The 12,798-nt window shown below is 68.7% G+C and carries 9 protein-coding genes and 1 pseudogene; 6 read left to right on the top strand and 4 right to left on the bottom strand.

Annotated elements, in window-relative coordinates:
* Window positions 1-182: 182 nt before the first annotated feature.
* The 3 genes from tatA to AB0M87_RS18970 all read left to right on the top strand — a co-directional run bounded on the left by tatA (window position 183) and on the right by AB0M87_RS18970 (window position 4,477).
* A complete protein-coding gene (gene tatA, locus AB0M87_RS18960; protein WP_365854279.1) occupies window positions 183-464 on the top strand; it encodes a Sec-independent protein translocase subunit TatA in 282 nt (93 codons plus the stop codon).
* Between the two features lie 62 nt (window positions 465-526).
* Window positions 527-1,501: a twin-arginine translocase subunit TatC gene (tatC, locus tag AB0M87_RS18965; protein WP_365854281.1), complete on the top strand. Its 975-nt coding sequence runs from the start codon at window positions 527-529 to the stop codon at window positions 1,499-1,501.
* A 147-nt stretch (window positions 1,502-1,648) separates the two neighbouring features.
* A complete protein-coding gene (locus tag AB0M87_RS18970) occupies window positions 1,649-4,477 on the top strand; it encodes a DEAD/DEAH box helicase (protein ID WP_365854283.1) in 2,829 nt (942 codons plus the stop codon).
* A 51-nt stretch (window positions 4,478-4,528) separates the two neighbouring features.
* Here the strand turns inward: AB0M87_RS18970 and AB0M87_RS18975 are convergent, their stop codons facing one another.
* The 4 genes and pseudogenes from AB0M87_RS18975 to AB0M87_RS18990 form a co-directional block, all read right to left on the bottom strand.
* Complete coding sequence (locus AB0M87_RS18975) at window positions 4,529-5,473, bottom strand: RluA family pseudouridine synthase (RefSeq protein WP_365854285.1); 945 nt, start codon at window positions 5,471-5,473, stop codon at window positions 4,529-4,531.
* 94 nt (window positions 5,474-5,567) lie between these two features.
* A pseudogene (locus AB0M87_RS18980) lies at window positions 5,568-6,030 on the bottom strand (fasciclin domain-containing protein); the annotation flags it as partial.
* 201 nt (window positions 6,031-6,231) lie between these two features.
* Window positions 6,232-7,074, bottom strand: a complete 843-nt coding sequence (locus AB0M87_RS18985) for a siderophore-interacting protein (RefSeq protein ID WP_365854287.1) — start codon at window positions 7,072-7,074, stop codon at window positions 6,232-6,234.
* Between the two features lie 39 nt (window positions 7,075-7,113).
* Window positions 7,114-8,028 (bottom strand): 5'-3' exonuclease, encoded by a 915-nt coding sequence (locus AB0M87_RS18990; RefSeq protein ID WP_365854798.1) that lies wholly within the window; start codon window positions 8,026-8,028, stop codon window positions 7,114-7,116.
* 246 nt (window positions 8,029-8,274) lie between these two features.
* On the opposite strand from AB0M87_RS18990, the gene AB0M87_RS18995 reads away from it, so the two are divergent.
* The 3 genes from AB0M87_RS18995 to AB0M87_RS19005 all read left to right on the top strand — a co-directional run bounded on the left by AB0M87_RS18995 (window position 8,275) and on the right by AB0M87_RS19005 (window position 12,758).
* Window positions 8,275-9,351, top strand: coding sequence for a glycine betaine/L-proline ABC transporter ATP-binding protein (locus tag AB0M87_RS18995; protein WP_365854289.1), 1,077 nt, complete (start codon window positions 8,275-8,277; stop codon window positions 9,349-9,351).
* Window positions 9,344-11,980: an ABC transporter permease/substrate binding protein gene (locus tag AB0M87_RS19000; RefSeq protein ID WP_365854291.1), complete on the top strand. Its 2,637-nt coding sequence runs from the start codon at window positions 9,344-9,346 to the stop codon at window positions 11,978-11,980. The genes AB0M87_RS18995 and AB0M87_RS19000 overlap by 8 nt, the downstream gene beginning before the upstream one ends.
* A 187-nt stretch (window positions 11,981-12,167) precedes the next feature.
* Window positions 12,168-12,758 (top strand): XRE family transcriptional regulator, encoded by a 591-nt coding sequence (locus AB0M87_RS19005; protein WP_365854293.1) that lies wholly within the window; start codon window positions 12,168-12,170, stop codon window positions 12,756-12,758.
* Window positions 12,759-12,798 lie beyond the last annotated feature (40 nt).

The raw sequence follows: 12,798 nt of genomic DNA on the forward strand, positions 1-12,798 counted from the left end.
TATTCAGCGGTACGCTGCTGGTCGCGGGCCCGGTGAGAGGTGCGGGCTGCAATCCGGAGTATGCACGGGCATTGCCAGGCATTTACTCCTACGGGTTACGATCGCTGTCAGCATGACGACCGGACGCCTGTCCGAACGGACCGGCAGCCCACCCCAGCCGCCTCGGTGAGAAGGTACAACTTATGTTCGGAAGGCTCGGCGCACCCGAGATCATCCTGATCCTCGTCGTTATCGTCCTGCTGTTCGGCGCTAAGAAGCTTCCGGACATGGCCCGTTCGCTGGGCAAGTCCGCCCGTATCCTCAAGAGCGAGGCGAAGGCGATGAAGTCGGACGGGCACACCCCGGCCGACCCGCCGCAGGACACCCCCGCCTCGTCCGAAGTTCCGCGTACGATCCAGGCCGCCCCGGGGGACGTGACCAGCGCACGCCCGGTGAGCGAGCCCTCGGATTCGACCAAGCGCTGACAACCGGGCCGGAGCGGGCGCCGCGGTCAGCGGCTGCCCGCCGCACAAGATGAGGACGTGGGTTGCTCGTGTCTGCCCGCAAACAGGACAAGGATGCCGAGGGGCGCATGCCCCTCGTGGAGCACCTGCGCGAGCTGCGTAACCGGCTTGCCAAGGGCTTGCTGGCGATCGTGGTGGTCACGATCGTCGCCGCCTTCTTCTACGATCAGATCATCGGGTTCCTCACCAAGCCGGTGCTGGAGTCCGTCGGCTGCCACTCGTCGTTCGCCGACCTGGCCGACGCGCCCAAGAACAGCACCTGTGCACGGGTCTACATAGATGGTCTGCTGACGCCCTTCACGCTCGCGCTGAAGGTGTCGCTGATGACGGGTGTGGTCCTGGCGTCCCCGGTCTGGCTCTACCAGCTGTGGGCGTTCATGGCGCCCGGCCTGCACAACCACGAGAAGAAGTACGCGCTTTCCTTCGTCGGGGCCGGTTTCCCGCTGTTCCTCGGCGGGGCCTTCTTCGCCTACGAGGTGATGCCGACCACGGCCAAGGTCCTGATCGGCTTCACGCCGGGCGGCATCGAGAACCTGCTGCGGGTCGACGAACTGATCGAGCTGATGATCCGGATGGTGGTCGTCTTCGGCCTGGCCTTCGAGATGCCGCTGCTGCTGGTGATGCTGAACTTCGCCGGAGTGATCACCGGCAAGCGGATGCTCGGCTGGTGGCGCGGCATGATCATGGGCATCACCGTCTTCGCCGCCGTCGCGACGCCCAGCACCGACCCGCTGAGCATGCTCGCGCTGGCCGTACCGATCTGGGTCCTGTACTTCGTCGCGACCGCCGTCTCGCTGCTGAACGACCGCCGCCGCCGGATCCACTCCGAGCACGGTCCCGCTGACGACGAGGCATCCGACCTCGACCTCACCCCCGAGGACATCGAGGACATCGAAGAGATCGAAACCGTCCCGGCCACCCGGGTCCCCGAGCAGGCGAGCGGTGAGGCGGACGGCTCCCGGCCCACCAAGCTGAACGGTTACGACGACGCCACCTGAGCCCGCAGGCTCCGGGTGCGACCAGCAGGATCACCGGTCTCACCGCAGGAAGCGGCCGGGGCGCGCACACCGCGCACCCGGCCGCTTCGGCGTGACGGGATAAAGATCAGCTGACTGTCGGAGGCGGCAGGTAGGCTCGTTGACAAGATGACCGAGGACCTTTCGCCCGCTGAGCGATACGCAGCCGCCCGCGTCCGTGCTGCTGAGGAGGCCACCGAGCTGGCCCCCTTCCGTGGCATGTACGACTTCGAGCTCGATCCCTTCCAGATCGAGGCGTGCCAGGCGCTGGAGGCCGGCAAGGGTGTGCTCGTCGCGGCACCCACCGGCTCCGGCAAGACGATCGTCGGCGAATTCGCCGTGCACCTGGCCCTGCAACAGGGCCGCAAATGCTTTTACACCACCCCCATCAAGGCACTCTCCAACCAGAAGTACGCGGACCTGGCCAAGCGTTACGGCCCCGAGAAGGTCGGCCTGCTCACCGGGGACAACAGCGTGAACGCCGGTGCCCCGGTGGTCGTCATGACCACCGAGGTCCTGCGGAACATGCTGTATGCGGGCTCGCAGGCGCTGCTGGGGCTCGGCTACGTGGTGATGGACGAGGTGCACTACCTCTCGGACCGCTTCCGTGGCGCCGTCTGGGAGGAAGTGATCATCCACCTGCCCGCATCGGTGACCCTGGTGTCGCTCTCCGCGACGGTGTCCAACGCCGAGGAGTTCGGTGACTGGCTGGACACCGTCCGCGGTGACACCGAGGTGATCGTCTCCGAGCACCGGCCGGTGCCGCTGTGGCAGCACGTGCTGGCCGGACGCCGGATGTACGACCTGTTCGAGGAATCGACCGACCACGGCGGGCGGGGCGGCAGCAGGCGCGAGGTCAACCCGGATCTGCTCCGGATGGCCCGGCAGGAGAACCAGAACACCTACAATCCGCGCGACCGCAGGCGCGGCAGGATGGTGCGCGAGGCGGACCGGGAGCGGGAGCGCCGGTCCCGCAGCCGCGTCTGGACGCCCAGCAGGGCCGAGGTCATCGCCAGACTCGACGCCGAGGGGCTGCTCCCGGCGATCACCTTCATCTTCAGCCGGGCCGGCTGTGAGGCTGCCGTGCAGCAGTGTCTCTACGCGGGCCTGCGGCTCAACCCGGAGGACGCGCGGCAGACGGTCCGTGAAATCGTCGAGGAGCGCACCGCCTCCATCCCCCGCGAGGATCTGCATGTCCTCGGGTACTACGAGTGGCTGGAGGGCCTGGAGCGGGGCATCGCCGCGCATCATGCCGGGATGCTGCCGACCTTCAAGGAGGTCGTCGAGGAACTGTTCGTACGCGGTCTGGTCAAGGCCGTGTTCGCCACCGAGACGCTGGCCCTGGGCATCAACATGCCCGCCCGTTCCGTGGTGCTGGAGAAGCTGGTCAAGTGGAACGGCGAACAGCACGCCGACATCACCCCCGGCGAGTACACCCAGCTGACCGGCCGGGCCGGGCGGCGCGGCATCGACGTCGAGGGCCACGCGGTGGTGCTCTGGCAGCGCGCCATGGACCCGGGGGCGCTGGCCGGCCTGGCCGGCACCCGCACCTATCCACTGCGCTCCAGCTTCCGGCCCTCGTACAACATGGCGGTCAACCTCGTGCAGCAGTTCGGGCGGCACCGCTCGCGGGAACTGCTCGAGACGTCCTTCGCACAGTTCCAGGCGGACAAGTCGGTCGTCGGCATCGCCAAGCAGGTGCAGAAGAACGAGGAGGGCATCGCCGGCTACCGGGAGGGCATGACCTGCCACCTCGGGGACTTCGAGGAGTACGCGCGGCTGCGCCGCGACCTCAAGGACCGCGAGACGGAACTGGCCAAGCAGGGCGCGGCCCAGCGCCGCGTCGCCGCCGCCGACTCGCTCGAGAGGCTGAAGCCCGGTGACGTGATCCACGTGCCGACCGGCAAGTTCGCCGGTCTCGCCCTGGTGCTGGACCCGGGGCTGCCGGCCGGGCGGGCCAACGGATACCGCGGCTTCGAGATGCACGACGGGCCACGGCCGCTGGTGCTGACCGCCGAAAGGCAGGTCAAGCGGCTGGCCTCGATCGACTTCCCGGTGCCGGTCGAGGCGCTGGACCGGATGCGGATCCCGAAGTCCTTCAACGCCCGCTCCCCGCAGTCGAGGCGGGACTTGGCCTCGGCGCTGCGCACCAAGGCGGGGCACATCGTGCCCGAGCGGCACCGCAAGCAGCGGGCCGCCGCTGCCGACGACCGGGAGATCGCCCGGCTGCGGACGGAACTGCGCGCCCACCCCTGCCACGGCTGTGACGAGCGCGAGGACCACGCGCGCTGGGCCGAGCGTTACCACCGGCTGCAGCGCGACACCCGGCAACTGGAGCGCCGGATCGAGGGCCGGACGAACACCATCGCCCGTACCTTCGACCGGATCTACGCCCTGCTGACCGAACTGGACTATCTGCGGGGCGACAAGGCGACCGAGCACGGCAAGCGTCTCGCCCGGCTCTACGGCGAGTTGGACCTGCTGGCCTCGGAGTGTCTGCGGGCCGGCGTCTGGGAAGGCCTCAGCCCGGCGGAACTCGCCGCATGTGTCTCCGCACTGGTCTTCGAAGCCCGCCAGGCGGACGACGCGGTGACGCCCAAGGTGCCGTCGGGCAAAGCGAAGGAAGCGCTGGGCGAGATGATCCACATCTGGGGCAGGCTCGATGCCCTCGAGGAGGATTTCAAGATCAACCAGACCGAGGGCGTCGGCCAGCGTGAGCCCGACCTCGGCTTCGCCTGGGCGGCGTACCAGTGGGCGTCGGGCCGGGGCCTGGACGACGTGCTGCGCGATGCCGAGATGCCGGCGGGCGACTTCGTCCGCTGGTGCAAGCAGGTCATCGACGTGCTCGGCCAGATCGCGGCGGCCGCGCCGGGCGAGGGCAGCACCGTCACGAAGAACGCCCGCAAGGCGATCGACGCGGTGCGCCGGGGCGTGGTGGCCTACAGTTCGGTCGGCTGACCGCCGGATCGTCGCGGCGGCGGCGCGGTCACCCGCGCCGCCGCCACCACGTCACTCGTTCCCCGAAGCCCATTCCTGGTACGCGGTCCACGCCTGCAGCGTCCGACCGCTCTCGAAGCGATGCCGGGCGCCGGTCACCGGGTCGGTGAACTCCAGCAGCCGGGACAGCAGTTGCAGCGGCCGGCGGAAGTCGTCCGGTGCCGGGTCGGTGACCACCGGGTGGAACGGATCGCCGAGCAGCGGGATCCCCAGCGTGTTCATATGCACCCGCAATTGGTGGGTGCGGCCGGTGTGCGGCGTCAGACGGTAACGGCCGAGACCGTCCCGGTGCTCCGCCAACTCGACCAGCGTCTCGCTGTTCGGCTCGCCCGGTGTCTCGAAGGCCGCCACGATCCCCGGGACCTTCTCGATCCGGCTGCGGACGGTGCGCGGCAGTCCCAGCCCGTGACGGTAGGGGGCGACGGCCTCGTACTCCTTGCGCACCTGCCGGTCGCGGAACAGCGTCTGATACGCGCCGCGCTCCTCGGCGCGTACGCAGAACAGCACCAGGCCCGCGGTGAGCCGGTCGAGGCGGTGTGCGGGGCTCAGCCGGGGCAGTTCGAGATCCCGCCGGAGCCGCGCCAGCGCGGTCTCCGTGACGTGACTGCCGCGCGGCGTGGTGGCGAGAAAATGCGGCTTGTCGACCACCACGATGTGGTCGTCGCGATATCGCACGTCCATCGCGAACGGCACCGGCACCTCGTCCGGAAAGTCCCGGTGGAACCAGACCGAGGCGCCCGGAGCATACGGGGCGTCAGCGGCGAGCGGCCCGTCCGCCCGGACGAACTCACCGTTACGCAGCATTCCGTCCACCACCTCCGCAGCGACCGGTAGCCGCTCCACCAGGTGGTCGCGCACGGTGGCCCACGCCCCCTCGACCGGCAGCCTCAAGCGGACCGGGTCGATGCCGCGGCGCTGCGGCAGGGGAGCAGGGGGGCGGGGTCTCTTGCGTCTCATCGTGCTCAAGGGTACGAGCGCCGGACGCTTCAGGGCCGCCGCGCTCGGTGCGCGGCGGCCCCGCAGTGACGAAGTCCGAACCCCGGCAGGCGTGTTACTTCGGCATCAGCACGATGTAGACCGTCGCGTTGGCCGTGGGGACGTTGCCGCAGACGACGTTCGAGTTGTCATTGACCCGGTACGAGGTACCGGAACCGGACGTGCTGATCCTGCCCTTCTCCAAGGTGGTGTACCGAGCCGTTCTCGAGCTGCTTCGGGGTGAGCTTCCGGCCCACCACGTGGAAGGCGAGAATCTTGGTCGGTGCCGCCTTGTCGTGAAGGACCTTGTCCAGGGTCGCCTTCGGAATCTTGTCGAAGGCGTCATTCGTCGGGGCGAAGACCGTGATGTGCTGGGCGCTGTTGAGCGTGTCGACCAGACCGGCCTTCTTGACCGCGCCGACCAGAGTGGACAGCGCGGGGTTGTGCGAAGCGGCCGTCGCCACCGGGCCCTCGGCCATGCCGTCGAAACTGCCCGCGCCGTCCTTCGGCACCGCCGCGCAGCCGGGGCCGAACGGCTTGCCGGTGTGCACAGCGCCGAAGACCTCGAACACGATGCCCAGCAACTCAATGGCCGACCACGCAAAACGCTCGGCTGGAGAACCCCAGCCGAGCGCCTGCGTGATCCCCTGACAGCCGCGTAAGCCATCAGGTGTTGCGAGGACCCCGAGAATCCGCCATCGGCGTCCGGGGGCTTTCGTCCCGCTGGGGGGAACAGGCGATCAAGCGGTCTGCTCCTGCTCCGCCTCCACCTGGGCGTTCCACTCGCGCTTGGTGGCCCGCCAGGCCTCGTCGGTCTGGCCGAGACGCCAGTATCCGGAGATCGACAACTGCTCGCGGGCGATCCCGCGGTCCAGCCGCAGCTGGCGCCGCAGTTCCTTCACGCAGCCGGCCTCGCCGTGCACGAAGGCGCAGACATCACCGGCGGGAAAGTCCAGCTCGCGCACCGCTTCGATCAGTGCCTCGCCCGCCGGGCGGTCACCGCGGTGCAACCAGTTGACGACGGCACCGGCGGGTGCGGCGATCTTCTGCTCCTCGTCGGGGCCGGACACCTCGATGAAGGCATGGACGACCGCGTCCGCCGGCATACGCTCCAGCGCCGCGGCGATTGCGGGCAGCGCGCTCTCGTCGCCCGCCAGCAGGTGCCAGTCGGCCGAGGGCTCCGGCACGTACCCTCCGCCGGGGCCCAGGAACCGCACCGTCTCGCCGGGCTCGACCGCGGCGGCCCAGGGGCCCGCAAGGCCTTCGTCGCCGTGCACCACGAAGTCCACGGTCAGCTCTCGCTGCACCGGGTCCCAGGCTCGTACCGTGTAGGTCCGGGTGACCGGCCACTGCTCGCGCGGCAGCTCCTCGCGGATCCGGGCCATGTCGAACGGCTCGGGGTAACTCACGCCCTCGGGGGCGAACAGCACCTTGATGTAGTGGTCGGTGAACTCCGACGCGTCGAACGTCTCCAGCCCTGCACCGCCGAGCACCAGACGCACCATGTGCGGCGTGATCCGTTCGGTGCGTATGACCTGCGCCGCACGGGCCTGCGGTGTCCTGCGGGCTGATTGTTCTGCCACAAACGGCTCCCTGGGTTCTAGTTCTTAGGTTCCCCTAAGTTAGCACCCGCGGGCCTGCAGCGCGGAGAGCAGCCGCTGCAGCGATCCGCCCAGCCCCCACTGGGCGGCGAGCTCGTCGAGGGCGGCCGGACGGCGCGGTTCGCTGGGCAGCGCGGGGTCGAACGGCGGCAGCGGCACGTCCGACGCCACGCGTACGACCTGGGGGGCCACCGCCAGGTAGGGGCGGGCCTCATGGAGCTTCTTGCGCTGCGAGGGGGTCAGCTTGGACGCGGGGTCCAGCACCGCCGCCATGATCCCGGCCAGATCGCCGAACGTCTCGAGCAGTCTGGCCGCCGTCTTCTCGCCGATGCCGGGGACCCCCGGCAGACCGTCGCTGGGGTCGCCCCGCAGCAGCGCCAGGTCCACGTAGCCGCGCCCGTCCACTCCGTACTTCTCGCGCAGCACCGCCTCATCGGTGATCTGGAGGTTCCCGACGCCCTTCACCGGATACAGGACCCGGGCCTCGCGGGCGTCGTCCACCAGCTGATAGAGATCGCGGTCGCCGGTGACGATGTCCACCGGCCCGGCGGCCTGCCCGGCGAGGGTGCCGATGACGTCGTCCGCCTCGTACTCCGCGACGCCGACGCGGGCGATGCCGACGGCGTCCAGCACCTGTTCGATCACCGGCACCTGAGGGGCCAGGGTGTCCGGGGTCTCCTCGACGTCCGGCCCGGCCGCCGTCTCCTGCGCGACGCGGTGTGCCTTGTAGGAGGGGATCAGGTCCACGCGCCACTGCGGGCGCCAGTCGGCGTCCATGCAGGCGACCAGGTCGTCCGGGTGGTGGTCCTGGACCAGCCGGGCGATGAAGTCGAGCAGTCCGCGCACCGCGTTGACGGGGGTGCCGTCCGGGGCACGGACCGAATCGGGAACCCCGTAATAGGCCCGGAAATAGAGGGAAGCAGTGTCGAGGAGCATCAGGCGTCGGGTCACGGATCCGATGATGCCGTACCGCACTGACAGCCGAGCGTAACCCAGCGCAGCCGGAAGTGAGCTGAGTCACTCTTCCGTTTGGTCTGCATAAAGCTGGGCAGGCGCCGCCACGGAGCGGAACCAGTAGCAGATTCAACTATTGCGAGGTGCGGCGGACAGAACCCGCCGCCGCTCCACGACCTGTCGGCACGGGGGTGACGGGTCGTTCTCGTTTCGACGCGTGAGGTATATGTGTCCAGGCTCCAAGCCGACCGCTTGTACAAGGTGTTCGGCAGACGACCCGATGAAGCCGTGCGGAAGCTCGAAAGCGGCACCGGCCGTGATGAGTTGCGCGGTGAGGGCACGACTGCTGCGGTGATCGACGCGTCGTTCACCGTCGAGCCCGGGCACATCTTTGTCGTCATGGGCCTTTCCGGGTCCGGCAAGTCCACCCTGCTACGGATGCTCAACGGGCTGCTGGAGCCGACGTCCGGCCGGGTGCTGTTCGACGGTGAGGACCTCACCGCGCTGAGCGACCGCGAGTTGCGGGCCGTGCGTTCCCGGAAGATCAGCATGGTCTTCCAGCACTTCGCGCTGTTCCCGCACCGCAGTGTCCTGGAGAACGCCGGATACGGTCTCGAGGTCCAGGGCGTACCGCGCGCGGAGCGCGAGAAGCGGGCCGCCGAGGCCCTGGAGCTGACGGGTCTGGCCGGCTGGGAGAAGTCCTGGCCCGACGAGCTGTCCGGGGGTATGCAGCAGCGGGTGGGTCTCGCCCGTGCGCTGGCGACCGACGCGGACCTGCTACTGATGGACGAGTCCTTCAGCGCGCTCGACCCGCTGATCCGCCGCGACATGCAGGACCAGTTGCTGGAACTGCAGAAGCGGCTGAAGAAGACCATCGTCTTCATCACTCACGACCTCAACGAGGCCATGCGGCTCGGCGACAGCATCGCCGTCATGCGCGATGGCGAGATCGTCCAGCAGGGCACCGCGGAGGACATCCTCATCACGCCGGCCAACGACTATGTCGCGTCCTTCACGAAGGACGTGGACCGCACCCGGGTCCTTACCGCCGCATCGATGATGACCGACCCCGACCGCCCCGACGCGGACAACTGCGGCTGCGAGACGGTGACCCCCGACACCGGCTTCGCCGACCTGTGCGGCGTGAGCGCGCGGGTACCGCACGCGGTGGCCGTCAAGGACGCCAAGGGAAAACTGGTCGGCGTGGTGCCCCAGTCCCGTCTCATAGGCTTCCTCGGCGAATACGCCGAAGCTCCCCTGGCCTGCGACGCAGCCCCTGACAAGAAGGCGGTCGCCCGTGCCTAGGCTCCATTTCGGCGACTGGGTCGAAAGCGTCGTTCACTGGCTGCAGAACCACGTCAGCTGGCTGTTCGACTTCATCAGCAGTGTCCTCACCGGCATGTACAACGGCGTGAACGCGGTCCTCGGTGGCGCCGAACCGCTGCTCATGGCGGGCATCTTCGCGGTGCTCGCCTTCTGGCTGCGGGGTCTGCTGCCGGCCGTGCTCACCTTCGTGGGCTTCGCGCTGGTCGACTCCTTCTCGCTCTGGGACGAGGCGATGGCCACGCTGTCGCTGGTGGTCGTCGCCGCGGTCATCACCATCGTCATCGCGGTGCCGGCGGGCATCTGGGCCGCGCGCAACGCGAAGGTCAGCGCCGCGGTCCGTCCGGTGCTCGATGTCATGCAGACGATGCCTGCCTTCGTCTACCTCATCCCGGGCGTCATGTTCTTCGGCGTCGGGGTGACCCCCGGCGTGATCGCCACGATCGTCTTCGCGATGCCCCCGGGCGTACGGATGACGGAACTCGGCATCCGTCAGGTCGACGGCGAGCTGGTCGAGGCGGCCAAGGCGTTCGGCACCAGCCCGCGGGACACGCTGACCCGGGTGCAGCTGCCGCTGGCGCTCCCGACGATCATGGCGGGTGTCAACCAGGTCATCATGCTGGCGCTGTCCATGGTGGTCATCGGCGGCATGGCGGGTGCGGGCGGTCTCGGCGCCGAGGTCTACGGCGCGATCACCCAGCTGCAGGTCGGGCTCGCCGCGGAGAGCGGCGTGGCCGTGGTCATCCTCGCGATGTACCTGGACCGGATGACCGGGGCGCTCAACCAGCGGGTCTCCCCGCTGGGCCGCAGGGCCGCGGCCAAGGCCGCTGCCGTCGCCCAGCGATGGAGTCTGGCGCACTACCGGCCCGGCACCACGGTGGCCGTGGTCGGCGTGGTGATCCTCGGGCTCGTCGCGGGGGGTATGAACCTCGGCTCCAGCAGCTCCGACTCCGGCAAGGGTGCTTCCCAGGCGGCCGGAGACATCGGCAAGGGCAAGAAGATCAAAATGGGCTACATCCCCTGGGACGAGGGCATCGCCTCCACGTTCCTGTGGAAGGAGCTCCTGGAGCAGCGCGGTTACCAGACCGACGTCCAACAGCTCGACGCCGGCCCGCTCTACTCCGGTATCGCCCGTGGCGACATCGACTTCCAGACCGACGCCTGGCTGCCGACGACGCACAAGGACTACTGGAACAAGTACAAGTCGCAGCTGGACGACCTCGGCTCCTGGTACGGGCCGACCTCGCTCGAGCTGACCGTGCCCTCGTACGTGAAGGGCATCAAGTCCCTCGCGGACCTGAAGGGCAAGGGCAAGGAGTTCCACGGCAAGATCATCGGGATCGAGCCGAGCGCCGGGATGATGGGAACGCTGAACAAGAGCGTCCTGAAGGCGTACGGGCTCGAAGGCGAGTACAAGGTCGTCGCATCGAGCACCTCCTCGATGCTGGCCCAGCTGGACCGCTCCATCAAGAAGCACGAGCCGGTGGTCGTCACGCTCTGGTCGCCGCACTGGGCGTACGGCAAGTACGACCTGACGAAGCTCAAGGATCCGAAGGGCGCCTGGGGCAAGGGCGACCTGCTGCACACCGTCGCGCACAAGGGCTTCGCCAAGAAGGACCCGACGGTCGCCAAGTGGCTCAAGAACTTCAAGCTCGACGAGAAGCAGCTGAACAGCCTGGAGAACGCCATCCAGGCGGCCGGTGACAAGCACGAGCAGGACGGCGTGCGCGCCTGGCTCAAGAAGAACCCCGGCATTCTCGACAAGCTCGCCCCCGTTCCGGGTGGCACGGGCGCACCTCAGCAGGGCAAGGGCGCGGGAAAGGCCGTCAATCTGGGCTTCTTCCCCTGGGACGAGGCCATTGCCAGCACGTACCTGTGGCAGAACATCCTCGAGGACCGCGGCTACAAGCCGAAGGTCTCGCAGCTCGACCCGGGTCCGCTGTACACCGCGATGGCGCAAGGCCAGATGGATGTGCAGTTCGACTCCTGGCTGCCCACGACGCACAAGCAATACTGGGACAGATACAAGGACAAACTCACCGATATCGGCTCCTGGTACGGGCCGACGTCACTGCAGTTGTCGGTTCCGTCCTATGTGAAGGGCGTCACGTCCCTCGCGGACCTGAAGGGTAAGGGCAAGGAGTTCAACGGCAAGATCATCGGCATTGAGTCCAGCGCCGGTGAGATGGGCCTGCTCAACAAGAAGGTGCTGAAGGCCTACGGGCTCCAGGGTGAGTACAAGGTCGTCTCATCCAGTACATCCTCGATGCTGGCCCAGCTGGACCGCTCCATCAAGAAGCACGAGCCGGTGATCGTCGTGCTGTGGTCGCCGCACTGGGCGTACGGCAAGTACGACCTGACGAAGCTCGAGGACCCGAAGGGCGCCTGGGGCAAGAGCGACTCCATCCACACCGTCGCGCACAAGGGCTTCGACAAGGACTTCCCGGAGTTCAACGGCTGGCTGAAGAACTTCAAGCTCAGCGAGGACCAGCTCAACTCGCTGGAGGTGGAAATCCAGAAGGGTGGTCCGGGCCACGAGAAGCAGTCGGCCCGCACCTGGCTGACCGCGCACCCGGAGATGGAGGACCAGCTGGCGCCCGTCGGCAGCTGATCCGTCGTCCCTCCCGCACGATCCCTCCCGCAAGGGGTGGGCAACGCTTCCGGGCGCTGTCCACCCCTTGCGGTTTCTCGCCCGGCCGTCGGATGTGACGGGAGAGCCCCGCCGGGGGCGCCGAAGCTGCGTAAGGTGCTTGCAGCAGACACAATCGACGACCCGGCGAGGGGAGGGCGACCGTCCGATGGACACCGACGAGAAGGAACCGCTCCGGGTGGGCACGGCCGTGCGCAGACGCCGGCGGGCCCTCGGCCTCACCCTGGCCAAGGTGTCGGCCCGCAGCGGTCTCTCCGTGCCCTTCCTCAGCCAGGTCGAGAACGAGCGGGCCCGCCCCAGCGCGCGCTCCCTCCAGCGGCTCGCCGACGCGCTGGAGACCACGGCGGCGGAGCTGCTCGCCGCCTCGCAGGCGGCCCGCACGGTGCGGGTCGTACGCGCGGCGACCGCCACCGACGCGCCGGGCGACAGCCTGGCGTCCTCGCGACCGGCGATCCGTCCGCTGCTGCAGGGATCGCATCAGCTGCACGCCGTGGAATTCACCGGGGAGCAGGAAGCCGGCAGCGAGTTCCAGCACCGCAATGACGAGCTGATGTACGTCGCCGAGGGCACGGCCGAAGTGGAGGCCGAGGGCCGGGTCTACCGGCTGGAGCGCGGTGACACCCTCTTTCTGTCCGGCGGCGTGCGTCACCGGTGGCGCGCCACCGCGCCCGACACCCGGCTCGTCGTCGTGGCGGTCGCCGACCATGTCGAGGCAGCCGTGGATCAGTACCGCCGCTGAGCGACACCAAGGGGTTGGGCATGGTCCCGCGCCGCGGGTG

The organism is Streptomyces sp. NPDC051320, assembly GCF_040682175.1.
Taxonomy (GTDB): Bacteria; Actinomycetota; Actinomycetes; order Streptomycetales; family Streptomycetaceae; genus Streptomyces.

Coding starts and splice junctions, on each gene's coding strand:
- tatA (WP_365854279.1), top strand. CDS start 183: ATGTTCGGAAGGCTCGGCGCACCCGAGATCATCCTGATCCTCGTCGTT.
- AB0M87_RS18970 (WP_365854283.1), top strand. CDS start 1,649: ATGACCGAGGACCTTTCGCCCGCTGAGCGATACGCAGCCGCCCGCGTC.
- AB0M87_RS18975 (WP_365854285.1), bottom strand. CDS start 5,473: ATGAGACGCAAGAGACCCCGCCCCCCTGCTCCCCTGCCGCAGCGCCGC.
- AB0M87_RS18990 (WP_365854798.1), bottom strand. CDS start 8,028: ATGCTCCTCGACACTGCTTCCCTCTATTTCCGGGCCTATTACGGGGTT.
- AB0M87_RS19005 (WP_365854293.1), top strand. CDS start 12,168: ATGGACACCGACGAGAAGGAACCGCTCCGGGTGGGCACGGCCGTGCGC.